The organism is Limnohabitans sp. Bal53, from assembly GCF_003063355.1.
Taxonomy (GTDB): Bacteria; Pseudomonadota; Gammaproteobacteria; order Burkholderiales; family Burkholderiaceae_C; genus Limnohabitans_A.
In genome coordinates this window covers 153,021-173,658 of sequence record NZ_NESH01000003.1, presented here as the reverse complement: position 1 = coordinate 173,658, position 20,638 = coordinate 153,021, and the positions used below count along the sequence as shown (strand labels likewise).

Sequence of the window (20,638 nt, the reverse complement as noted above, 5' to 3'; positions counted from 1 at the left end):
CCGCGTGATCCTGTACGAATACCCACTAAATGAACGCATTCGCACCTATTTGCGTCTGCAACAGCTGTTTTCTCGTCTGGGTCAACTGATCGGACGAGATCAGGCGCTGGACCACCATTTCGCCCTCACCACCCTGTTTGAAATCATGGAGGTGGGTGCGCGCTCGGAACTCAAGTCCGAAGTACTCAAGGACCTGGAGCGGCAAAAGCAAGTCTTCAGTGCTTACCGGGGCAATCCTGCGATTTCTGAAAAAGCGTTAGACGGACTGATCGCTCAACTTGACCACCACTTTGAAGCCCTCAATGAAGTGGTCGGGAAAATGGGCCAAAGCCTGACGGAACACGATTTCCTGATGGCCCTCAGAAGCCGGGTGGCCATCCCCGGTGGCACTTGCGAGTTTGACCTCCCTGCCTACCATGCATGGCGGCACCACGATGCAGCCAGCCGCACCCAGGATTTGGCCCAATGGACTCTGCCATTGGCACCCTGGGCTCAAGCCATTCAGCAATTGCTGCAAATGCTGCGTGAATCCGGTGCAAGCCAGAAAGTCATGGCCACAGGCGGACAGCTGCAACAGAACCTGCCCCAAGGGCGCACCTTTCAGTTGCTTCGCCTGAAAATCGACCCCTCTTTGGGCATCACGCCCGAGATCAGCTGCAACCGTTTGTTGGTGGTGATCCGAATGATGCGTCAGCAAAGCGATGGCAAATTGGTGGCCACCACCGACGACGTGCCCTTTGAGATGACTTTGTGCGCATGAGCAACTCGAACCAGTCCCAAGACTTCGCGCCCCGCCAAGTGCGCTGCCCGGCCTGCGCAGGCAACAGCTTTTACAGCCCCGCCAACCCTTACCGCCCGTTTTGCAGCGCACGCTGCAAAGGTGTGGATTTGGGCGCCTGGGCGAGCGAAGAATTCAAACTGCCTGACGACACCCCACCCGACGAGACCTTTGGCGATCCGCGTTTGCAGTGAGGTGGTGCTCAGGCGTGCGTCGGGCCGCTGAAGCCGCGCTCTTGCGCCAACCAAGCCAACACGGGCACAGTGCCCGGCAACACAGGCACCACGGCCACAGGCAGAGACTGCCAAGCGTGTGATTGCGCTTCGCGCATCTGCAACTCACCCTGCCAGTCCCACACCTTGCAAAAGTGCAGACGCACCAGCGCGTGCGGGTAATCGACCATCTGGGTTTTCCAGACTTGGGCTGCACCGATGGTGATGCCGAGTTCTTCCTGCAACTCACGGCGCAGCGCTTGCTCGACCGATTCGCCAGCCTCCAGCTTGCCACCCGGAAACTCCCAGTAGCCCGCATAGACCTTGCCTTCGGGGCGCGAGGTCAGCAAGAACGCTTCGCCTTGCATCAGCACACCCACCGCCACATCGACCACGGCACGCTCGGCCTGGCCTGCGTTCAGGTCTTCCCGCTCGCGTTCACCATCGGCGACCAGCAGGCCTGTGCTCATGCGAGGTCGGCTTGGCGGCCCATCATGTCCCGCGCAAACTGGTAGGCCACGCGGCCACTGCGCGAGCCGCGCTCCAAAGCCCAGAGCAATGCATCGGGGCGAGCAGCCTCGATCTGCGCGGGCGTGGCACCCAAAGCGTTGAGCCACTGGCCGGCAATGGTCAAGTACTCGTCTTGTGAGAAGGGGTAGAAACTGATCCACAAGCCAAAGCGCTCCGACAAGGAAATCTTCTCTTCAACGCCCTCACCCGGATGGACTTCGCCATCCTCGGTGTGTTTGTAGGTGAGGTTCTCGCTCATGTACTCGGGCAGCAGATGGCGGCGGTTGCTGGTGGCGTACACCAGCACATTGGGAGTCGAGGCCGCCACGGTGCCATCCAAAATGGACTTGAGCGCCTTGTAGCCCGGCTCGCCGTCTTCAAAGCTCAAATCATCGCAATAAACCACAAACTTTTCGGGGCGGCCCGCCACCACTTCGATGATGTCGGGCAAATCGGTCAGATCTTCCTTGTCCACTTCAATCAATCGCAAACCTTGCGGCGCGTAGGTGTTCAGGCACGCCTTGATGAGCGAGGACTTGCCGGTGCCGCGTGCGCCAGTCAGCAGCACATTGTTGGCCGGGCGGCCGTGCACAAACTGCTCGGTGTTGCGTTGCAGCTTTTCTTTTTGGTCGTCGATTTCCTTGAGGTCATCCAGCGTCATGGCCGCCACATGGCGCACAGGTTCGAGCACGCCGTGGCCAGACGAACGCTTGCGGTAGCGCCAAGCAATGGCCTGGGTCCAATCGGGGGCCGACAGGGGCTGGGGCAAGACCGATTCGATGCGGTCCACCAACTGACTGACTTTGGCCAGCAGTTGGTCCAAGGCTGAGCTTGCAGGCGTGTTCATGAACGGTAGTCCGCATTGATGGTGACGTAATCGTGGCTCAGATCGCAGGTCCACACGGTGTCGCTGGCGGTACCACGGCCCAGGCCCACACGCACGGTGATCTCGCTGCCCTTCATGACGCGCTGACCGTCTTCTTCGCGGTACTCGGCGCGGCGGCCGCCTTGCGAAACCACATGCACATCGTCCAGGTGCAACTCGATCAGGCCCTGGTCCAGGTCTTCAATACCGGCGTATCCCACAGCGGCCAAGATGCGACCCAAGTTCGGGTCGCTGGCAAAGAAAGCGGTTTTGACCAAGGGCGAGTGCGCGATGGCATAAGCCACCAGGCGGCACTCTTCGCCCGTGCGGCCGCCTTCGACCTGCACCGTGATGAACTTGGTCGCGCCCTCGCCATCGCGCACGATGGCATGCGCCAGTTGGCGGGCCACTTGCATCAAGCCCTGCACCAAGGACTGGCCGTCGGCGCTGTCCAGTGAGGTAATGGGTGTGTTGCCTGCCTTGTGGGTGGCGATCAGCATGAAGGAGTCGTTGGTCGATGTGTCGCCGTCGATGGTGATGCGGTTGAACGAACCATCGGCCAGGCGCTTGGCCAGTTCTGGCAGCAGAGATGGGGCAATACATGCATCGGTGGCCACAAAGCCAAGCATGGTGGCCATGTTGGGGCGGATCATGCCCGCGCCCTTGCTGATGCCAGTGATGCTCACGGTCTTGCCACCCACTTGCACCTGTACGCTGGCCGCTTTGGGCACGGTGTCAGTGGTCATGATGCCTTCGGCCGCCGTGGCCCAGTGGGCAGCTTGTGCGTCGGCCAAGGCGGCAGGCAAACCCGCCACGATGCGGTCCACAGGCAGCGGCTCCATGATCACGCCGGTCGAAAAAGGCAGTACTTGCGCGGGCATGCACTGCAGCAAGCTGGCCAAAGCCTCACAGGTTTGGCGCGCATGGGCCAGTCCCGGTACACCCGTGCCCGCGTTGGCGTTGCCGGTATTGATGACCAAAGCCCGTATGGCAGGACCTGCAGCCAGGTGCTCACGGCAGACCTGAACAGGTGCGGCGCAAAAGCGGTTGCGGGTGAACACACCTGCCACGCTGGCGCCTTCATCCAACAAGAACACCGTGAGGTCCTTGCGGTTAGCTTTGCGCACACCCGCTTGGGCGATGCCGATGCGCACGCCCGCGATGGGCTGAAGTTGTGCGGGGTCCAGTGGGGGCAAATTCACGGGCATAAACATCCTTCAGGAAAACAAACGGTATTCAGACGGCACAAGGACAAAACGGGCCGAAGCCCGCTTTGTTCGTTCGTCGCACTCAGGCGAGCTTGCCGTGGCATTGCTTGAACTTCTTGCCACTGCCGCAGGGGCAAGGCTCATTGCGGCCCACAGGTCCAAAGGCTTGCTGCAAGCCTGCCAGGTCGGCCGCCACGGTTTGCGGCTGCCCGGTCTCATCCGGGGCGCTGTAGGTCACGTTGCTGATTTGCTCGGCCCGCTCTTCAATGGCTTGGGCAGCTTGCTGCATCTGGTCACCCGAATCGATGCGCACCAGCATCAAGGTTTTGGTCACTTCGTTTTTAACGGCATCGAGCAACTGGCCAAACAATTCGAAAGCTTCGCGCTTGTATTCTTGCTTGGGCTGCTTTTGGGCATAGCCGCGCAGGTGAATCCCCTGCCGCAAGTAATCCAAAGCGCTCAGGTGTTCACGCCAGTGGGTGTCGATGCTTTGCAACAAAATCATGCGCTCAAAGGACACAAAATTCTCGGCTCCCACTTGGTCGAGCTTGGTTTGGAATTGCGCATGGGCTGCTGTGACTACCATTTCCAGCAGGTCTTCGTCTGCAATGGCGCTCGAGGCCTGTACCTTGCCTTGCAAGTCCAGTGTCATGCCCCACTCTTCGGCCAAAACTTTTTCCAAGCCGGGCAAGTCCCACTGCTCTTCCACCGATTCGACCGGCACAAACTGACGCACCAAATCAGTGAAGCAGCCTTCGCGCAGCGCCGTGATCTGGGCGTGCATGTCCTGCGCATCCAGAATGTCGTTGCGCTGCTGGTAAATCACCTTGCGCTGGTCATTGGACACATCGTCGTATTCCAGCAGCTGCTTGCGGATGTCAAAGTTGCGGGCCTCAACTTTGCGCTGAGCGCTCTCGATGCTGCGTGTGACGATGCCCGCCTCAATGGCCTCGCCCTCGGGCATCTTCAAGCGGTCCATGATGGAGCGCACGCGATCGCCCGCAAAAATGCGCATCAACGGGTCGTCCAGGCTCAGATAAAACCGTGAAGATCCGGGGTCACCCTGGCGGCCCGAACGGCCGCGCAGCTGGTTGTCAATGCGGCGCGACTCGTGGCGCTCTGTGGCGATGATGCGCAAGCCACCCAAGGCCTTGACTTGCTCGTGCACCACTTTCCATTGCTCGCGCAACTGGACCACTTTGTCCTGGCGGGCTGCTTCAGACAGGCTCTCATCGGCTTCGATGGCCTGCACATCTTTTTCGATGTTGCCGCCCAGCACGATGTCGGTGCCACGACCGGCCATGTTGGTCGCGATGGTGATCATGCCGGGGCGACCGGCCTGGGCCACGATGTCCGCCTCACGGGCGTGCTGCTTGGCATTGAGCACCTGATGGGGCAGCTTTTGCTGGGTCAGCAGCTGGGCAATGAGCTCCGAGTTTTCAATCGAGGTGGTCCCCACCAACACCGGCTGGCCACGCTCATGGCATTCGCGGATGTCAGCGATGGCTGCGTTGTAGCGCTCCTGTGAGGTCTTGTACACGCGGTCGAGCTGGTCGTCGCGTTGGCTTTTGCGGTGCGGAGGAATCACCACGGTCTCCAGACCGTAGATCTCCTGGAACTCATAAGCCTCGGTGTCGGCCGTGCCCGTCATGCCGCCGATCTTGTTGTACAGGCGGAAATAGTTTTGGAAGGTGATCGAGGCCAGCGTCTGGTTTTCAGCTTGGATCTGAACGCCTTCTTTGGCTTCCACAGCTTGGTGCAAACCATCGCTCCAGCGGCGACCGGTCATCAGGCGGCCGGTGAATTCGTCCACGATGACGATCTCACCGTCCTGAACCACATAGTGCTGGTCGCGGTGGTACAGGTGCTGCGCACGCAAAGCGGCATTAAGGTGGTGCATCAGCGTGATGTTGGCCGGGTCGTAAAGGCTTGCGCCCTCAGGGATCAGGCCCATTTGCGAGAGCACTGCTTCGGCCTTTTCATGGCCGTCTTCGGTCAAGAAGACCTGGTGCGATTTTTCATCCACCGTGAAGTCACCGGGGGTGATGATGCCCTCGCCAGTTCGCGGATCGGCCTCACCTTCCTGTCGGGTCAGCAAAGGCACCACCTGATTCATCGCCAGGTATGTGGCAGTGTGGTCTTCGGCCTGACCGCTGATGATCAGCGGTGTGCGGGCCTCGTCGATCAGGATCGAGTCCACCTCGTCCACGATGGCATAGTTCAGGGGGCGCTGCACACGGTCATGGGCTTCGTAGACCATGTTGTCGCGCAGGTAGTCAAAACCGTATTCGTTGTTCGTGCCGTAGGTGATGTCGGCGTTGTAGGCGGCCTGCTTTTCTTCGCGCGGCAGTTGCGGCAAGTTGATGCCGACCGTCAGACCCAGGAAGTTAAAGAGCTTGCCCATCCATGTGGCGTCCCGGCTGGCCAAGTAGTCGTTCACCGTGACCACATGCACGCCCTTGCCTGCGATGGCATTGAGGTAGGCGGGCAGCGTGGACGTCAGGGTTTTGCCCTCACCCGTGCGCATCTCGGCGATCTTGCCGTTGTGCAGCGCAATGCCACCGGCGAGCTGCACATCAAAGTGACGCATCTTCATGACGCGCTTGGAGCCCTCGCGCACCACGGCAAATGCTTCGGGCAGCAAGGCGTCCAGGCTCTCACCTGCGGCAGCACGGTCCCGGAATGTCTGGGTTTTGACTCTCAGCTCGTCGTCACTCAAGCTTTCGAGTCCTGCTTCCAAGGCATTGATGCGTTCGACGGTTTTGCGGTAAGTTTTGAGCAGGCGATCGTTGCGACTGCCGAAAATTTTGGTGAGGAATGGGATGGCCATGTCAATTAGATCCACTTTCAGCACAAGGACTGAAAAACAGACCGTCTATCCTGTCTTTAAAAGTTTCATGAATTCCAGGTTGGCGGAGCCATGGCCCCAGCAACTCGGCAGTCCGCCTCAGGGCGATCTGCATAACCGGACCATTTTAGCCGCTTGACTAACCCTCCTCGATGGCCTTTTCAAGGCGCAGAGCCCAAGCCTTAGGCCTTGCCAGATAATCAACGCCAAAGACACGCCATGCAAAGACGCCACCAAGCAATCCCACTGCAACAAGCCGCTCAAGAATCACCCACCTTTGCCCTGCTCATGGGTCGGGTGAAAGAGTCTTCCGAGCGACTGCTAGCCATTCGCAGCTTGCTGCCTGCGCCTTTGCGAGCGGGTATCCAGGCGGGCCCTATTGAAGACGGTACATGGTGCTTGTTGGTGAGCTCCAATGCCGTGGCCGCCAAACTGCGGCAGTTGCTGCCAGCACTCCAAGCCCACCTCAACAGCAAAAGTATGGGTGTGACCTCGATCCGCATCAAGGTACAAAACCGTTAAGGCATCGCCCTTTTCAGCCACCAATTTTTGGGCACAAAAAAGCCCTGACTTTTGACGGTCAGGGCTGATATTTTGGTGCCGCTTGTCGGATTCGAACTGACGACCTACCGCTTACAAGGCGGGTGCTCTACCAACTGAGCTAAAGCGGCACGGGCTGAATTCTAACGTGCTCCGAGGCCCACTTTGCGCAGGACCTCGTTTTTTTTATTTGATCCGCTTGAGTGCGGGCCTGCCAGAGCTGCTCGGACTGGGCGTTATTGGCTTTTCATGGCTGTCGGCACTGTCAAGAGCTTGGCCTTCGATCGATGACAAAGCAGCAGGGGCCGTTTCTTCATCGCTGACTGGAAAAGCCATGCCTTGTCCGTTTTCTCGCGCATAAATGGCCATGACCCGGTGGATCGGCACCATGATTTCACGCGGCTTGCCGCCAAAGCGGGCCTTGAACTCAATGAAGTCGTTGCCCAACTTCAATGAACTGGTGGCGTCCATGCTGACGTTCAGCACAATCTCGCCACCCTGCACATACTCACGCGGCACCTGCACCGTGTTGTCCACCTTGACAGCCACATAGGGTGTGAAGCCGTTTTCGGAGCACCAATCGTACAGGGCGCGAATCAGGTAAGGCCTGGTTGATGGCAGTTCGGTGTTGCTGATCATGCTTTGTCCTCCATCGCCATTGTTCTACCGAAAACACCCGCCCTTATTTGCGCATGACCTTTTCGGAGGGCGTCAGCGCCTCAATGTAGGCAGGGCGAGAAAAAATACGCTCAGCGTACTTGAGCAGAGGGGCCGCATTTTTGCTCAACTCGATACCGTAATAGTCCAAACGCCAGAGCAATGGGGCAATGGCCACATCCAGCATGGAGAAGTTGTCGCCCAGCATGAACTTGTTTTTCAGGAAAACAGGTGCCAATTGGGTCAAGCGGTCACGGATGTGCGCGCGTGCTTTTTCCAAGGCCTTGTCATTGCCCTTGAGGGCTCGGTTTTCCAGCGTCAGCACGTGAGCAAATAACTCTTTTTCAAAGTTGAGCAGGAACAAGCGCACGCGGGCACGGTCCACCGGGTCGCCGGGCATCAATTGAGGGTGCGGAAAGCGCTCGTCAATGTACTCGTTGATGATGTTCGACTCATACAGGATCAAGTCACGCTCGACCAGAATCGGCACCTGACCGTAGGGGTTCATCACATTGATGTCTTCTTGCTTGTTGTACAAGTCCACATCGCGAATCTCGAAGTCCATGCCTTTTTCGAACAGCACAAAGCGGCAGCGGTGTGAAAAAGGGCAAGTCGTACCGGAATAAAGCACCATCATGGCGGAGGCTCCTCAAAAAATCAAAAAGAGTGGGAGGCCGCAAGGGCCTGCCACTCCAAAGAACCCGGCCATGCGGCCAGGTGGAAGATCAATTACTTGACGTCTTTCCAATACGCGGCATTCAGACGCCAGGCAATGAAAGTGAAGAAGGACAAGAAAATCAGGACCCAAACACCAATACGCACTCGGGTGTTTTGGGCGGGCTCTGCCATCCACTGCATGTAGCCCACCAGGTCACCAATGGCTTGGTCGTATTGCAGGGGTGTCATCGTGCCAGGCTTGACTTGGTTCCAACCCTTGAAGATCTGCACCTTGTGACCGTGCTCTTCTTTTTCTTCGAAGATCGGCTGACGCTCACCCTGCAGTTCCCACAGAGGATGCGGCATGCCCACGTTAGGGTAGGCCAAGTTGTTCCAGCCCGTGGGCTTGGTGTCGTCTCGGTAATAGGTGCGCATGTAGGTGTAGAGGTAATCAGCACCTGTACCGCCTGGGCCTGAACGCGAACGAGCCATCAAGGTCAGATCGGGTGGGTTCTTACCAAACCACTCTTTGGCCTGCACGGGATCGATCGCGGCCTTCATGGTGTCGCCCACACGGTCGGTGGCGAACATCAAGTTGTCCTTGATCTGCTGATCGGTCAAGCCAATGTCACGCAGGCGGTTGTAGCGCATGAAGGCTGCCGAGTGGCAGTTGAGGCAGTAATTGACAAACAGTTTGGCGCCATTTTGCAAGGCAGCCAAATCGTTGGTCTTTTGAGGCGCCTTGTCCCAGGCAATACCGCCGCCTGCAGCGTGGGCACCGGCCACCAGGCCCAGCGCCATCACAAAGCTCAATGCGAGTTTCTTGAGGTTTTTCATGTTCTTGAATCTCCGTGATCTCAGTGAGGCGTGAAGGTCACGCGGTCAGGCACTTGTTTGAACGTGCCCAGCTTGCTCCACCAAGGCATCAGCAAGAAGAAGCCGAAATAGAACAGGGTACCCACTTGGGACACGCGCTCACCGATGGGTGAGGGCGGCTTGACGCCCAGGTAACCCAGGATCAGGAAGTTGATCACAAACACGGCGTAGACATATTTATGCCAATCAGGACGGTAGCGGATCGACTTGGCAGGGCTGTAATCCAACCATGGCAAGAAGAACAGAATGATCACAGCAGCGCCCATGACCACCACGCCCCAGAACTTGGCATCAATGGTCAAGAGCAAAGCGCAGATCACGACCGTTGCGCCCACCAAGCCGGCTTTGAGCACGCTGGGCAGTTTGCCTTTGGCGACAGCCAAGAAAGCGCCAACCACCACGCACAACACCAGCACATACATCATCTCGGTGGTGATGGCACGCAGCATGGAATAGAACGGGGTGAAGTACCACACAGGTGCAATGTGCAGCGGCGTGGTCAGCGGATCCGCTGGAATGAAGTTGTTGTATTCGAGGAAGTAACCACCGAATTCGGGGGCAAAGAACACCACCGCGCTGAATGCCATCAAAAACACGCTCACAGAGAAGATGTCGTGAACGGTGTAGTAAGGATGGAAAGGGATGCCGTCCAAAGGATTACCTTTGGCGTCTTTGGGGGCGTTGGCAGCCTTGATTTCCACGCCATCGGGGTTGTTGGAGCCGACTTCGTGCAGCGCAATGATGTGCGCCACCACCAAGCCCAGCAGCACCAAAGGTACAGCAATGACGTGGAAGCTGAAGAAGCGGTTCAAGGTGGCATCGCCCACCACAAAGTCGCCACGGATGAGCAAAGCCAGGTCAGGACCGATGACGGGCACGGCCGAGAACAGGTTCACGATCACCTGGGCGCCCCAATAGGACATCTGGCCCCAAGGCAGCAGATAACCCATGAAGGCTTCGGCCATGAGCACCAAGAAAATGGCGCAGCCGAAAATCCAGACCAACTCACGCGGCTTGCGGTACGAGCCGTACATCAAACCCCGGAACATGTGCAAATACACCACCACAAAGAAGGCCGAAGCGCCTGTGGAGTGCATGTAGCGGATCAACCAACCCCAGGGCACATCGCGCATGATGTACTCGACCGAAGCAAACGCCAATGCAGCATCTGGTTTGTAGTGCATGACCAGGAAGATGCCGGTCACGATCTGGATCACCAGCACCAACAAGGACAGCGCGCCGAAAACATACCAAAAGTTCAGGTTTTTAGACGCGTAATACTCGGACAGGTGTTCCTTGTACAGCTTGGAAGCAGGAAAGCGGTTGTCTACCCAATTGAGCAGCTTCTCGCCAGCGGGGGCGTTTGGAGAAATTTCTTTGAATTGAGCCATGTTGTTCTCCATCAGGCCTTCTTGTCTTCACCAATGAGCAGCTTGGTGTCGGACAGGTACATGTGAGGTGGCACTTCGAGGTTGTCGGGTGCGGGCTTGTTCTTGAACACCCGACCAGCCAGATCGAAGGTGGAGCCATGGCAAGCGCACAAAAAGCCGCCGTTCCAATCATCTGGCAGCGATGGCTGAGGGCCTGCGGCGAACTTATCAGCTGGCGAGCAACCCAAGTGGGTGCAAATGCCCACAGCCACCATGATCTCTGGCTTGATCGAGCGGTGGCTGTTCTTGGCGTATTCGGGTGTGGGATACGCGGTGCGGTCAGAGGCCGGATCGGCCAACTGAGATTCGGTTTTTTTCAGGGATTCGAGCTGCTCAGGCGAGCGCTTCATGATCCAAACGGGCTTGCCACGCCATTCGACCGTGAGCTTTTCGCCCGGGTTCAAGGCGGAAATATCCACCTCGACGGCCGCACCGGCCGCTTTGGCCCGCTCGGAGGGTTGGAAGCTGCTGACGAAGGGGGTGGCCACAAAGCCAGCGCCTACGGCACCTGCGCAAGTGGAGGCTATCAGCCAGGTCCGCTTGCTGCTGTCGACTGGGGTGTCACTCATGGGAATCCTCTAGCGGGTCGTTATCAGGGTCAACCCGGGATTGTAGCGGACTGAAACAAGCTGGTGACTTACAAATGGATAAGCTTCCTTTGACATAGGTCACAATAGCCATCGCCTTTAACTTTTTGGATTTTTTAGATGTCTTTTACTCAAGAATTTAAATCTTTTGCCTTGAAAGGCAATGTCATGGACCTGGCTGTGGGCGTGATCATTGGGGCTGCTTTTGGCAAGATCGTCGACTCCCTTGTGGCGGACATGATCATGCCTTTGGTGAGCCTGGTGTTCGGCGGTCTGGATTTCGCCAATTACTACCTGCCACTGGCCGGTCAGGCGACCAGCTTGCCCTTGGCAGAAGCCAAAAAACTGGGCGCCGTTTTTGCATACGGCAGTTTCGTCACGGTGGCCTTGAACTTCTTGATCTTGGCCTTTGTTATTTTTGTGATGGTGCGGCAAATCAACCGCCTCAAGACCACCCAAAAGCCAGAAGCAGCGCCAGAGGCTGCGCCCATCACGCCCGAAGACGTACTGCTGCTGCGTGAAATCCGTGACAGCCTGAAAAACAAAGCCTGACCAGCCCGTTTCAAGCCGAGGCGCTGACCACGCCCACCACCAACTGGCGGGCCATGCGTATGGCCTGGACCATGCTGCAGGGGTCTGCAACGCCCTGACCGGCCACGTCCATGGCGGTGCCGTGATCGGGGCTGGTCCTGATCAAGGGCAGGCCCAAGGTCACGTTCACCCCCTGCTCCACGCCCAAATACTTGACGGGAATCAAGCCTTGGTCGTGGTACATGGCCACCACCACATCGAACTCACGCTGGCCATTCGGTTTTTGGCGGGCCCGCATGAAGACCGTATCAGGCGCAAAGGGGCCGTGCACATCCAAGCCCTGTTGGCGGGCCTGCAACAAGGCAGGCTCAAGCACCTCGATTTCTTCGCGTCCAAACAAGCCCCCCTCGCCTGCGTGCGGGTTGACACCTGCCACCCCCATGCGGGGCCGGCGGCCCAACAAAGCCGTCAATGCTGTATGGGTGATGCGCAAGGTCTCCAAAACCCGGTCCACCGTGATCGCGTCGAGCGCCTCTCGCAAGGACACATGGATGCTGACCAGCACCGTGCGCAGCTCCTCGTTGGCCAGCATCATGCGCACCGGCATTTGCGCGAGCGTCACGCCTGCATGCCGGGCCGCCTCGGCTTGCAGCAACTCGGTGTGGCCCGGGTATTGGTCGTAAGGTGCGCCTGCCGCGTGCAAGGCCTCTTTGTGCAAGGGCGCAGTGACGAGTGCAGCCACCTCGGCCCGCAAGGCGGCACGCGTAGCCCAGAGCACAGCCTCGCCCGCCAATTGACCGGCCCGGCCATCGACTTGGCCCCAGGGCATCTCGGGCGCCACCGGCACCACCTGCAGCACAGGCAAACACCTTGGGGGCACCTGCAGGGCTTGCGCTGCCGTTTCGATTTCGCAAATTGGGTGGCGCACAGCCGGTTGAACCAAGGCCATGGCGCGGCGCATCAGACCCACATCGCCCGCCACAAAGCAGCCCCGGGTCAGCGCAGGCGCGGTGCACCAAGCCCGGGCGATGATTTCAGGGCCAATGCCGCAGGGGTCCCCGGGGGTGATGGCGATGGGGCGCGTCAGTTCAGGCAGGTTCATAAGACAAAAAAGATGGCATCAGGCCGGGTTGTCGATCTCGATGAAACGGTGCGCAATGCCCAAGGCTTGCGCCACATGCGCGCCCAAAGCGGGGGCGCCATACCGCTCCGTGGCATGGTGGCCACAGGCCAAAAAGGCCACGCCGGTTTCACGTGCCAGATGGGCCTGCGGCTCGGAAATTTCGCCGGTGATGAAAGCGTCCACACCTTGGGCAATGGCGGACTCGAAGTAACTTTGGGCACCGCCCGTGCACCAGGCCACCCGCCGAACCGGACGTTCGCTGCTGCCCACGCAGGTCACCGGACGCCCCAGCACAGCGGCCACATGCTCGGCCAGCGCTTGGGCCTGCGCCCACACATGTTGGCCCGCCCCAACAAAACCGAGGTCTTGCTCGCCAAAACGGCCATCGGCCTGCAAGCCCAACACACGGGCCAGCTGGGCGTTATTACCCAACTCAGGGTGGGCGTCCAGCGGCAGGTGGTAGGCAAACAAGTGAATGCCATGCGCCAAGAGCAAGCGCAGCCGCTCACGCATCCAGCCCGTGACGCGCCCATCCTGGCCACGCCAGAACAGACCGTGGTGCACCACGATGGCGTCGGCTTGGGCCTCAATAGCCGCCTCGATCAAGGCGCGGCTGGCCGTCACGCCACTGACCAGAAGTCGCACCGGGCGATCGCCTTCGACTTGCAAGCCATTGGGGCCGTAGTCGCGGAACTTTTCGGGTTGGAGCAAGGCATCAAAAGCCTGGCCCAAGGTTTTGGCATCGGTCATAGAGGATCGTAGGTATTGGCGTCAGTGCTCGATTGTGGCGCAGGTAGGCCCTGGTCACAGCCTCTTACCTATGGCCTGATATTCAAAGACCGAGGTGCGCAGCGACCGAATCAAGGACAATCGGAAACCATGAAACGTTATTGGCTTTTATTTTCCCAATGGGTCACCGTTTTGGTGGCCATATGGTTTGTGGTGGCCACGCTGCAACCCGAATGGCTGCGCGGTGCCCAGCGCTCGGTGGACGGCATGACGCTGCTGCAAGCGCCCCCTGCCGTCGGCGGCAACCGCCCCATCGGCAGCCTGAGCGCTCCGGCACAAAAAGCCTCGCCTGCAGTGGTGAGCATCAACACGCGCCAAGGCAAAAGCCAAAACCCACACGGCCAGGACCCTTGGTTCCGGTTTTTCTATGGCGAGCAAGAAGAGCAAAATCCGGGCGGACTGGGCAGTGGCGTGATCGTCAGCCCCGAAGGTCACATCCTGACCAACCACCACGTCATTGAAGACGCTGACAACATCGAGGTTGTGCTCAGCGATGGTCGCAAAACTCTGGCCAAAGTGATCGGCACCGACCCGGATACCGACTTGGCCTTGCTGCAGGTGCCTTTGATCAACTTGCCCGCGATCGTGCTGGGCCAACTGCAAGACCTGCAAGTAGGCGACGTGGTGCTGGCCATTGGCAACCCCTTTGGCGTGGGCCAGACGGTGACCTCGGGCATCGTCAGCGCCCTGGGCCGCAGCCAGTTGGGCATCAACACCTTTGAGAACTTCATCCAGACCGACGCCGCAATCAACCCCGGCAACTCCGGCGGGGCGTTGGTCGATGTGAACGGCCACCTGATGGGCATCAACACCGCCATCTATTCCCGCTCGGGCGGCAGCATGGGCATTGGTTTTGCCATCCCAATCTCGACCGCCAAGCAAGTCATGCAGGATTTGCTGCAAAACGGCAAAGTGGTCCGAGGCTGGATCGGGGTCGAGCCGCAAGACCTGTCGCCGGAACTTGCCGAAAGCTTCCATCTGCCCCCCTTGAAATCCGATCAAAGCCGTCAGGGCGTGGTCATTGCTGGCGTGCTGCAAAACGGCCCAGCGGCCAAAGCCGGGGTGCGCCCAGGCGATGTGATTTTGCAAGTGGCCAAGCAACCTGTGGGCAGTGTGTCTGACCTGCTCAACCAAGTCGCCAGCCTCACGCCTGGCGAGCCTGCCGAATTGCTGATCTGGCGACAACAAGCCTCAATGTCCCTGCGACTGACGCCAGCGGAGAGACCCGCACCCAAAAGGCAGGCGCCTTAAAGCTCACCCAGGCTTTTGAACCTCCATGAAAAAAGGGCCTTACGGCCCTTTTTTATTCCCCCAACTCAAGCACTTCAAGCCGCATCGGCCGGTGCATCGGGGGCTTGGGTGTTTTTAATGAAAATTTGCGCGGCCCAGATGCCCAGTTCGTAGAGCAGGCACATCGGAATGGCCAAAGCCAACTGCGACACCACATCGGGCGGGGTGACCACAGCGGCGATCACAAAAGCCAGCACCACAAAGTAACCCCGAAAATCCTTGAGCTTTTGCACACTGACAATGCCCATGCGGGCCAGCACGACCACGGCCACAGGCACTTCAAACGCTAAGCCAAAGGCCAAGAACATGGACAAAACGAAGCTCAGGTAAGCCTCAATGTCTGGCGCGGCGGTGATGCTTTTGGGCGCAAAGCTCTGGATGAAGCTGAACACTTGGCCAAACACAAAGAAATAACAGAAGGCCACGCCCACAAAAAACAGCAGCGTGCTCGACACCACCAAGGGCATGACCAGCTTTTTCTCGTGCGTGTAGAGGCCAGGGGCAATGAAGGCCCAGACCTGATAGAGCACCACAGGCAAAGCCATCAAAAAGGCCGTCATGAGCAAAATCTTGAGCGGCACCATGAACGGCGAGATGACCGAAGTGGCGATCAAGGTTGCGCCTTTGGGCAAATGCACCACCAAAGGAGCGGCCAAAATGTCATACAGCTCGCCAGGACCAGGGTAGATGGCCAAAGCCGCCGCCGCCAAAGCCACTGCCGCCACGGCCCAGATCAGGCGGTCGCGCAACTCGATCAGGTGCGCCACAAAAGGTTGCTCGGTACCTTTGAGTTCGTCTTCGGGCTGAGAAGGGGTATCAGACATGAGGGGGTCGGTTGGACGGAGCGCACCGGAGGTGCGCCATCGTCACACAGAATGGATGGACTTTTTGGGCCGGTAACGGGCCACACGCGCGGCACCCGACAGGGCTTTGGTGCGCACCCCTGAGCGGGCTTTGTACCACTGCGGTACCGCACCACGTTTGAGACGCCAGTTTTTCTCTGGCCGTTTGTACTCAGGCGCGGAGGGTTCGATCGAGGGCAAATCGCTGGTCAAACCAGCCGTCGTTTCGGCCCAGTCCTTCTCAAAATCAGAGGCCGTGGTCTGAACGGTCTGCTCGACATCGCGAGCCGCCGTCTCCATGGTCTCTTTCATCTTCTTGAGCTCTTCCAGGTCCATGGACCGGTTGACCTCGGCCTTGACGTCTGACACGTAGCGCTGCGCCTTGCCCAACAAAGTGCCCAGCGTGCGGGCCACTTTGGGCAGTTTTTCGGGGCCGATGACGATCAACGCCACCACCCCGATCAGGGCCATTTTCGAAAAGCTTAAATCCAACACAGTGCGGCGTTCAGTCGTTCAAAGGTGCAAGCGATCAAGACTTGGTCTTGGCTTCGACGTCGATGGTGGTCTTTTCGGCCTGAGCCGTGGTCGACGACGTGACCTGACCGGCCACAGGGGCTGCAGCCTCATCCTTGGTGCCGCCCTCTTTCATGCCGTCCTTGAAGCCTTTGACGGCACCACCCAAGTCAGAGCCCATGTTTTTGAGCTTTTTGGTGCCAAACACCATGACCACGATCAGCAGCACGATCAACCAGTGCCAAATGGAAAAAGTACCCATGAATATCTCCTAAAGATCTAAGGATTCTAAGGGGATCGACACCCGGTTTCGGATCGGCCCTGAGGAAGGAAGGATTTGGGGGGCAAAAGCGCCGTTTCAACCCCGCAGCCAGGGGCGAGGACCGCCCATGACATGCATGTGCAGGTGGTGCACCTCTTGCCCGCCCTCGCTGCCGTTGTTGACCACGATGCGGAAACCGCCGTCCGGGTAAGGGTTGCACCCCTCCTGCGCGGCCAACTTGGGAGCCAGGGTCATCATGTGGCCCATCAAAGCGGCGTGCTCGGGCGCCAGTTGCACCATCGAGGGGATGTGCAGCTTCGGAATGATCAGGAAATGGATGGGGGCCCAAGGGTTGATGTCGTGGAAAGCATAGACATGCTCGTCCTCGTAAACCTTGCGTGAAGGGATTTTGCCCGCGATGATTTTGCAAAAAATACAGTTAGCGTCGGTCATGGCTTGATCGGTTTCAAAGTCAAAGAAGTCAGTCGGTCACAGGGCGCTGGCCATTCAGGCGCACCATGCCGAGCACGATGCGGTACAAAAACCAGATGGAAATGGCCACCCAGGCCATCCAACCCGGAAAGAAAAAGAACAGCCACAAAGGCGCAGTGACCAGGTACAGCACGGCCGCCCAGATCACCGTGCGGATGCGGTAGCTGAAATGCGTGGCTTCCCACCCACTGGCATCGCCCTTTTTAACCAGGTCGATTATCAGTGCCACCACCAACAAAGCTGGCCCCATCTGCGCCCCAGGAATGACCGCGCTGACAGCCACGATCAGGTGCAGGATGTAGCTGACCCAGCTGATGGTGTGGGTGCTGTCATCGACGGGCGGTGTGTTCATGAGCGCAGCTTACTCCCCCAAGCGCTCGCGCTCTTGGACTTTGCGCAAAGCTTTTTCTTCCAGGCCGCTCAGGCCCTCGCGGCGGGCCAGCTCGTTGACCACGTCGGCGGGCGTCAGGCCATAGTGCGCCAACGCGATCATGCTGTGGAACCACAGGTCGGCCACCTCGCCCACCAGCTTGGTTTTGTCCCCACCATGGTCCACGTCTTTGGCGGCCATCACGGTTTCGGTGGCTTCTTCGCCGATCTTCTTCAAAAAGGCGTCCGGCCCCTTGTGCAGCAGGCGGGCCACATAGCTTTTTTCGGGGTCGCCACCATTGGCGGGTTTGCGGCTTTCGACCACGGCCGCGAGGCGGTCAAGGATGTCTTGGTTGCTCATAGGCTTGGGGCGTTCACTTGTAAATGGTTTCAGGGTCTTTGAGGACCGGATCGGCCGCCTGCCACTCGTCGGCTTGCAGGCTCTGGAAAAAGCAGCTGTGCCGGCCCGTGTGGCAGGCAATGCCGGGCTCGTGCCCCAGCTGCGTGACTTTGAGCAGCACCACATCGTTGTCGCAATCGATGCGGATGTCGTGCACCGTCTGCACATGGCCCGACTCCTCGCCCTTGAACCACAGCTTGTTGCGCGAGCGGCTGAAATACACCGCCCTTTTCAGCTCGGCCGTCTTTTGCAGCGCCTCGCGGTTCATCCAAGCGAACATCAACACGTCGCCGGAGCCTTGTTCTTGGGCGATGACCGGCACCAGGCCTTTGTCATCCCATTTGATTTTGTCGAGCCAGTTCATGCTCATAGCCTAACCTGAATCCCGCGCTCCCGCATCCGCGCTTTGGCCTGCTGCACGGTGTATTCACCATAGTGGAAGATGCTCGCCGCCAGCACGGCGTCGGCGCCGCCAATGCTCACGCCGTCGGCCAGGTGGTCGAGGTTGCCCACGCCGCCTGACGCGATCACGGGGACGCTCACGGCATCGCTCACGGCGCGGGTGAGCTGCAGGTCAAAGCCGCTTTTGGTGCCGTCGCGGTCCATGCTGGTGAGCAGGATTTCGCCCGCGCCGTATTCGGCCATTTGGGTGGCCCAGGCCACCGCGTCCAGGCCCACGTTTTTGCGGCCGCCGTGACTGTACACGTCCCAGCCTGGGCCCATGGGCAGACCGTGGGTGCCGATGCGCTGTTCGTCCTCTGCGCTGCGGCGCTTGGCGTCGATGGCGACGACGATGCACTGTGCGCCGTATTTGGCCGACGCTTCGCGGATGACTTGCGGGTTGGCAATGGCGGCCGAGTTGAAGCTGGTTTTGTCGGCCCCGGCGTTGAGCAATCGGCGCACGTCTTCCACCGTGCGCACACCGCCGCCCACAGTGAGCGGAATGAAGACCTGGCTGGCCACGGCTTCGATGATGTGCAGGATCACGTCGCGACCGTCGCTGGTGGCAGTGATGTCCAGGAATGTGAGTTCATCGGCGCCCTGCTCGTTGTAGCGGGCCGCGATTTCGACCGGGTCTCCGGCGTCGCGCAGTTCGACAAAGTTGACGCCCTTGACCACGCGACCGCCGGTCACGTCGAGGCAAGGGATGATGCGTTTGGCGAGCATGGAGACTTCTCTTGTTGAATGGGTTCAGGGTTTCAGCACTTGCAAGCGCTGCCAGCCCACCCATCGTCCACCTGCAGGCAAAGTGATGGGTGTGTAGACCTGCGCGGCTTCGACGCACAGCATGTGCCGCCAGCCGTCTTCGGGCATGTCGGCCAGGCGCCTGCACAGGTCTTGTGCGGGGTTCCAGACCACGGTGTTGGCCCAGCTGGGGCTTTGGCTGATCTGCAAGCTATCGTTCAGCGTCAAGGGCTGTTGCCCGGCTTCGTAGACGCGGTCAAACTCGGCGGCAAAGCGGATCGTGTCGGCCGCAGGCGCATGGGTGTCGGTCAGTGAATCCCACTCGGGCTGACCACCCAGGCCCTGCAGCGTGGCCTGCGTCACGTCGGGCACGGCCAAATAGGTGTGCAGTGCGCCAGAGAACGCGAGCGTTTGGGTGTCTGTGTTGTGCACGTCCAGCGTCAGTTGCACGGCACCTGGGCTCAGGTCGATGTGCAGCGCCAAGGCAAAGGCTTGGGGCCACCAGGCGCGGGTTTGGATGTTGTCCTTCAGGCGCAGCGTGAGGCGGGCATGCTCGGCACCCAGTTCGGGCGCATCGGCCAACCAGGCCACATTGCGGGCAAAACCGTGTTTGGGCAGGCGCTCGGCCATGGGACCGCGTTGGTTGAACTGCGGAAAACACACCGGCACACCGCCGCGAATGGCGGCTTGGCCGTCCAATATGCTTTGGGGGCTGTGGTACAGGCGCTCTTGCCCGCCCGACACCCAAGACAGCACATGCGCACCGTGCAGCGCCACCAGCAGGCGGTCGCCTTGCGGCAGCGTCAATTCGCAAGCGGGCAGGCCCGCGAACGCGGTGTCGCGACAAGTGGCCTGAGCGCTCATGTGCAATCGCGAGGGGATGGATCAGCCGTTGAGTTCGTCGGCGCGTTGCTGCGCCAGCGCGAAGTCGAGGTCACCCGAATACACGGCGCGGCCACAAATCACGCCTTCCACGCCTTCATCTTCCACAGCGCACAGCTGCTCGATGTCGGCCATGTTGGACAGGCCACCCGAGGCGATCACGGGGATGGTCAGGGCTTGAGCCAGTTTGACGGTGGCGTCGATGTTGATGCCGCTGAGCATGCCGTCACGGCCGATGTCGGTGTAGATGATGGACTCGACGCCCCAGTCTTCGAACTTCTTGGCCAGGTCCACCACTTCGTGGCCGGTGAGCTTGCTCCAGCCGTCGGTGGCGACTTTGCCATCTTTGGCGTCCAGCCCGACGATGATGTGGCCACCAAAGGCGGTGCAGGCGTCTTTCAAAAAGCCGGGGTTCTTGACGGCGGCAGTGCCGATGATGACGTACCGCAGTCCGCTGTCGATGTATTTTTCAATCGTGTCCAGATCGCGGATACCGCCGCCCAGCTGCACCGGGATGTCATGGCCGACTTCCTTGAGGATGGACTTGATGGCGCTGAAGTTTTGCGGCTTGCCCGCGAACGCGCCGTTCAGATCCACCAGGTGCAGGCGGCGTGCGCCTTTTTCGAGCCAGGTGCGGGCCATGGCGGCGGGGTCTTCGCCAAAGGTCGTGGCTTGGTCCATATCGCCTTGCTTGAGGCGAACGCAGTGGCCGTCTTTGAGGTCAATGGCGGGGATCAGAATCATGGCGATTTAAAAAAAGACTGAGGGGCTGAGAAACGGCAGTGAAAACTT

26 protein-coding genes and 1 tRNA gene are annotated in these 20,638 nt (G+C 59.4%); 5 read left to right on the top strand and 22 right to left on the bottom strand.

Features of this window, described 5'->3' with window-relative positions; genetic code table 11:
* The first annotated feature begins 4 nt into the window (after positions 1–4).
* Together zapD and B9Z50_RS10400 are read left to right on the top strand one after the other, a co-directional pair.
* Positions 5–760, top strand: coding sequence for a cell division protein ZapD (gene zapD, locus B9Z50_RS10405; protein WP_108364380.1), 756 nt, complete (start codon positions 5–7; stop codon positions 758–760).
* On the top strand, positions 757–972 hold the full coding sequence (locus B9Z50_RS10400) for a DNA gyrase inhibitor YacG (RefSeq protein ID WP_108364048.1): 216 nt from the start codon (positions 757–759) through the stop codon (positions 970–972). The genes zapD and B9Z50_RS10400 overlap by 4 nt, the downstream gene beginning before the upstream one ends.
* Before the next feature lie 8 nt (positions 973–980).
* Here the strand turns inward: B9Z50_RS10400 and B9Z50_RS10395 are convergent, their stop codons facing one another.
* The 4 genes from B9Z50_RS10395 to secA all read right to left on the bottom strand — a co-directional run bounded on the left by B9Z50_RS10395 (position 981) and on the right by secA (position 6,403).
* Positions 981–1,460: an NUDIX domain-containing protein gene (locus B9Z50_RS10395; protein ID WP_108364046.1), complete on the bottom strand. Its 480-nt coding sequence runs from the start codon at positions 1,458–1,460 to the stop codon at positions 981–983.
* Complete coding sequence (locus B9Z50_RS10390; RefSeq protein ID WP_108364044.1) at positions 1,457–2,347, bottom strand: ATP-binding protein; 891 nt, start codon at positions 2,345–2,347, stop codon at positions 1,457–1,459. The genes B9Z50_RS10395 and B9Z50_RS10390 overlap by 4 nt, the downstream gene beginning before the upstream one ends.
* Positions 2,344–3,573 carry a bifunctional glutamate N-acetyltransferase/amino-acid acetyltransferase ArgJ gene (gene argJ / locus B9Z50_RS10385; protein ID WP_108364042.1) on the bottom strand — a complete coding sequence of 410 codons (1,230 nt, stop codon included), beginning with the start codon at positions 3,571–3,573 and terminating at the stop codon, positions 2,344–2,346. The genes B9Z50_RS10390 and argJ overlap by 4 nt, the downstream gene beginning before the upstream one ends.
* 82 nt (positions 3,574–3,655) lie before the next feature.
* Positions 3,656–6,403 carry a preprotein translocase subunit SecA gene (secA, locus tag B9Z50_RS10380; protein ID WP_108364040.1) on the bottom strand — a complete coding sequence of 916 codons (2,748 nt, stop codon included), beginning with the start codon at positions 6,401–6,403 and terminating at the stop codon, positions 3,656–3,658.
* 237 nt (positions 6,404–6,640) lie between these two features.
* Between secA and B9Z50_RS10375 the strand changes: the two genes are divergently transcribed.
* The gene (locus tag B9Z50_RS10375; RefSeq protein ID WP_108364038.1) at positions 6,641–6,943 is read left to right on the top strand and encodes a DciA family protein; all 303 of its coding nucleotides are present in this window, start codon (positions 6,641–6,643) and stop codon (positions 6,941–6,943) included.
* Between the two features lie 73 nt (positions 6,944–7,016).
* Here B9Z50_RS10375 and B9Z50_RS10370 read toward each other — a convergent pair.
* The 6 genes from B9Z50_RS10370 to petA form a co-directional block, all read right to left on the bottom strand.
* Positions 7,017–7,092 (bottom strand) — tRNA-Thr (locus B9Z50_RS10370).
* Between the two features lie 55 nt (positions 7,093–7,147).
* Complete coding sequence (locus tag B9Z50_RS10365) at positions 7,148–7,600, bottom strand: ClpXP protease specificity-enhancing factor (protein ID WP_108364036.1); 453 nt, start codon at positions 7,598–7,600, stop codon at positions 7,148–7,150.
* 43 nt (positions 7,601–7,643) lie between these two features.
* Positions 7,644–8,255, bottom strand: a complete 612-nt coding sequence (locus tag B9Z50_RS10360) for a glutathione S-transferase N-terminal domain-containing protein (protein ID WP_108364034.1) — start codon at positions 8,253–8,255, stop codon at positions 7,644–7,646.
* A 92-nt stretch (positions 8,256–8,347) separates the two neighbouring features.
* Positions 8,348–9,112: a cytochrome c1 gene (locus B9Z50_RS10355; RefSeq protein WP_108364032.1), complete on the bottom strand. Its 765-nt coding sequence runs from the start codon at positions 9,110–9,112 to the stop codon at positions 8,348–8,350.
* 20 nt (positions 9,113–9,132) lie between these two features.
* Positions 9,133–10,542, bottom strand: a complete 1,410-nt coding sequence (locus tag B9Z50_RS10350; protein ID WP_108364378.1) for a cytochrome bc complex cytochrome b subunit — start codon at positions 10,540–10,542, stop codon at positions 9,133–9,135.
* Positions 10,543–10,553: 11 nt separating this feature from the next.
* A complete protein-coding gene (petA, locus tag B9Z50_RS10345) occupies positions 10,554–11,150 on the bottom strand; it encodes a ubiquinol-cytochrome c reductase iron-sulfur subunit (protein ID WP_108364030.1) in 597 nt (198 codons plus the stop codon).
* Positions 11,151–11,288: 138 nt separating this feature from the next.
* Here petA and mscL point away from each other — a divergent pair, with 138 nt between their 5' ends.
* Complete coding sequence (mscL, locus tag B9Z50_RS10340) at positions 11,289–11,720, top strand: large conductance mechanosensitive channel protein MscL (protein ID WP_108364028.1); 432 nt, start codon at positions 11,289–11,291, stop codon at positions 11,718–11,720.
* Positions 11,721–11,730: 10 nt separating this feature from the next.
* Here the strand turns inward: mscL and pdxA are convergent, their stop codons facing one another.
* Together pdxA and B9Z50_RS10330 are read right to left on the bottom strand one after the other, a co-directional pair.
* Entirely contained in the window at positions 11,731–12,801 is a 1,071-nt protein-coding gene (pdxA, locus tag B9Z50_RS10335; RefSeq protein WP_108364026.1) for a 4-hydroxythreonine-4-phosphate dehydrogenase PdxA, read from the bottom strand.
* Positions 12,802–12,819: 18 nt separating this feature from the next.
* Positions 12,820–13,572, bottom strand: a complete 753-nt coding sequence (locus B9Z50_RS10330) for a Nif3-like dinuclear metal center hexameric protein (RefSeq protein WP_108364024.1) — start codon at positions 13,570–13,572, stop codon at positions 12,820–12,822.
* A 129-nt stretch (positions 13,573–13,701) separates the two neighbouring features.
* Between B9Z50_RS10330 and B9Z50_RS10325 the strand changes: the two genes are divergently transcribed.
* On the top strand, positions 13,702–14,862 hold the full coding sequence (locus B9Z50_RS10325; RefSeq protein ID WP_108364022.1) for a S1C family serine protease: 1,161 nt from the start codon (positions 13,702–13,704) through the stop codon (positions 14,860–14,862).
* A gap of 74 nt (positions 14,863–14,936) precedes the next feature.
* Here B9Z50_RS10325 and tatC read toward each other — a convergent pair whose 3' ends face one another.
* The 10 genes from tatC to hisA form a co-directional block, all read right to left on the bottom strand.
* Positions 14,937–15,725 (bottom strand): twin-arginine translocase subunit TatC, encoded by a 789-nt coding sequence (tatC, locus tag B9Z50_RS10320; RefSeq protein WP_108364020.1) that lies wholly within the window; start codon positions 15,723–15,725, stop codon positions 14,937–14,939.
* Positions 15,726–15,767: 42 nt separating this feature from the next.
* Entirely contained in the window at positions 15,768–16,238 is a 471-nt protein-coding gene (tatB, locus tag B9Z50_RS10315) for a Sec-independent protein translocase protein TatB (RefSeq protein WP_108364018.1), read from the bottom strand.
* A gap of 34 nt (positions 16,239–16,272) precedes the next feature.
* Positions 16,273–16,518: a Sec-independent protein translocase subunit TatA gene (tatA, locus tag B9Z50_RS10310; RefSeq protein WP_108364016.1), complete on the bottom strand. Its 246-nt coding sequence runs from the start codon at positions 16,516–16,518 to the stop codon at positions 16,273–16,275.
* A 96-nt stretch (positions 16,519–16,614) separates the two neighbouring features.
* Complete coding sequence (locus B9Z50_RS10305) at positions 16,615–16,971, bottom strand: histidine triad nucleotide-binding protein (protein ID WP_108364014.1); 357 nt, start codon at positions 16,969–16,971, stop codon at positions 16,615–16,617.
* Positions 16,972–16,999: 28 nt separating this feature from the next.
* On the bottom strand, positions 17,000–17,362 hold the full coding sequence (locus tag B9Z50_RS10300; RefSeq protein ID WP_108364012.1) for a hypothetical protein: 363 nt from the start codon (positions 17,360–17,362) through the stop codon (positions 17,000–17,002).
* A 9-nt stretch (positions 17,363–17,371) separates the two neighbouring features.
* On the bottom strand, positions 17,372–17,740 hold the full coding sequence (locus tag B9Z50_RS10295; protein ID WP_108364010.1) for a phosphoribosyl-ATP diphosphatase: 369 nt from the start codon (positions 17,738–17,740) through the stop codon (positions 17,372–17,374).
* Between the two features lie 13 nt (positions 17,741–17,753).
* Positions 17,754–18,143, bottom strand: a complete 390-nt coding sequence (gene hisI / locus B9Z50_RS10290; RefSeq protein WP_053171708.1) for a phosphoribosyl-AMP cyclohydrolase — start codon at positions 18,141–18,143, stop codon at positions 17,754–17,756.
* A 2-nt stretch (positions 18,144–18,145) separates the two neighbouring features.
* Positions 18,146–18,946, bottom strand: coding sequence for an imidazole glycerol phosphate synthase subunit HisF (gene hisF / locus B9Z50_RS10285; protein WP_108364008.1), 801 nt, complete (start codon positions 18,944–18,946; stop codon positions 18,146–18,148).
* A gap of 24 nt (positions 18,947–18,970) precedes the next feature.
* Positions 18,971–19,828: a D-hexose-6-phosphate mutarotase gene (locus B9Z50_RS10280; protein WP_108364006.1), complete on the bottom strand. Its 858-nt coding sequence runs from the start codon at positions 19,826–19,828 to the stop codon at positions 18,971–18,973.
* Between the two features lie 21 nt (positions 19,829–19,849).
* Entirely contained in the window at positions 19,850–20,590 is a 741-nt protein-coding gene (gene hisA / locus B9Z50_RS10275) for a 1-(5-phosphoribosyl)-5-[(5-phosphoribosylamino)methylideneamino]imidazole-4-carboxamide isomerase (protein ID WP_108364004.1), read from the bottom strand.
* Positions 20,591–20,638: the final 48 nt, after the last annotated feature.

Bases quoted from the DNA above. Each gene is read 5' to 3' on its own strand.
- argJ (WP_108364042.1), bottom strand. From the start codon at position 3,573: ATGCCCGTGAATTTGCCCCCACTGGACCCCGCACAACTTCAGCCCATC.
- B9Z50_RS10300 (WP_108364012.1), bottom strand. From the start codon at position 17,362: ATGAACACACCGCCCGTCGATGACAGCACCCACACCATCAGCTGGGTC.
- B9Z50_RS10305 (WP_108364014.1), bottom strand. From the start codon at position 16,971: ATGACCGACGCTAACTGTATTTTTTGCAAAATCATCGCGGGCAAAATC.
- B9Z50_RS10280 (WP_108364006.1), bottom strand. From the start codon at position 19,828: ATGAGCGCTCAGGCCACTTGTCGCGACACCGCGTTCGCGGGCCTGCCC.
- hisA (WP_108364004.1), bottom strand. From the start codon at position 20,590: ATGATTCTGATCCCCGCCATTGACCTCAAAGACGGCCACTGCGTTCGC.
- B9Z50_RS10330 (WP_108364024.1), bottom strand. From the start codon at position 13,572: ATGACCGATGCCAAAACCTTGGGCCAGGCTTTTGATGCCTTGCTCCAA.
- B9Z50_RS10400 (WP_108364048.1), top strand. From the start codon at position 757: ATGAGCAACTCGAACCAGTCCCAAGACTTCGCGCCCCGCCAAGTGCGC.
- B9Z50_RS10360 (WP_108364034.1), bottom strand. From the start codon at position 8,255: ATGATGGTGCTTTATTCCGGTACGACTTGCCCTTTTTCACACCGCTGC.
- mscL (WP_108364028.1), top strand. From the start codon at position 11,289: ATGTCTTTTACTCAAGAATTTAAATCTTTTGCCTTGAAAGGCAATGTC.
- tatA (WP_108364016.1), bottom strand. From the start codon at position 16,518: ATGGGTACTTTTTCCATTTGGCACTGGTTGATCGTGCTGCTGATCGTG.
- petA (WP_108364030.1), bottom strand. From the start codon at position 11,150: ATGAGTGACACCCCAGTCGACAGCAGCAAGCGGACCTGGCTGATAGCC.
- pdxA (WP_108364026.1), bottom strand. From the start codon at position 12,801: ATGAACCTGCCTGAACTGACGCGCCCCATCGCCATCACCCCCGGGGAC.
- secA (WP_108364040.1), bottom strand. From the start codon at position 6,403: ATGGCCATCCCATTCCTCACCAAAATTTTCGGCAGTCGCAACGATCGC.
- B9Z50_RS10295 (WP_108364010.1), bottom strand. From the start codon at position 17,740: ATGAGCAACCAAGACATCCTTGACCGCCTCGCGGCCGTGGTCGAAAGC.
- B9Z50_RS10365 (WP_108364036.1), bottom strand. From the start codon at position 7,600: ATGATCAGCAACACCGAACTGCCATCAACCAGGCCTTACCTGATTCGC.
- B9Z50_RS10390 (WP_108364044.1), bottom strand. From the start codon at position 2,347: ATGAACACGCCTGCAAGCTCAGCCTTGGACCAACTGCTGGCCAAAGTC.
- B9Z50_RS10355 (WP_108364032.1), bottom strand. From the start codon at position 9,112: ATGAAAAACCTCAAGAAACTCGCATTGAGCTTTGTGATGGCGCTGGGC.
- hisI (WP_053171708.1), bottom strand. From the start codon at position 18,143: ATGAACTGGCTCGACAAAATCAAATGGGATGACAAAGGCCTGGTGCCG.
- B9Z50_RS10325 (WP_108364022.1), top strand. From the start codon at position 13,702: ATGAAACGTTATTGGCTTTTATTTTCCCAATGGGTCACCGTTTTGGTG.
- B9Z50_RS10395 (WP_108364046.1), bottom strand. From the start codon at position 1,460: ATGAGCACAGGCCTGCTGGTCGCCGATGGTGAACGCGAGCGGGAAGAC.
- B9Z50_RS10375 (WP_108364038.1), top strand. From the start codon at position 6,641: ATGCAAAGACGCCACCAAGCAATCCCACTGCAACAAGCCGCTCAAGAA.
- tatC (WP_108364020.1), bottom strand. From the start codon at position 15,725: ATGTCTGATACCCCTTCTCAGCCCGAAGACGAACTCAAAGGTACCGAG.
- B9Z50_RS10350 (WP_108364378.1), bottom strand. From the start codon at position 10,542: ATGGCTCAATTCAAAGAAATTTCTCCAAACGCCCCCGCTGGCGAGAAG.
- hisF (WP_108364008.1), bottom strand. From the start codon at position 18,946: ATGCTCGCCAAACGCATCATCCCTTGCCTCGACGTGACCGGCGGTCGC.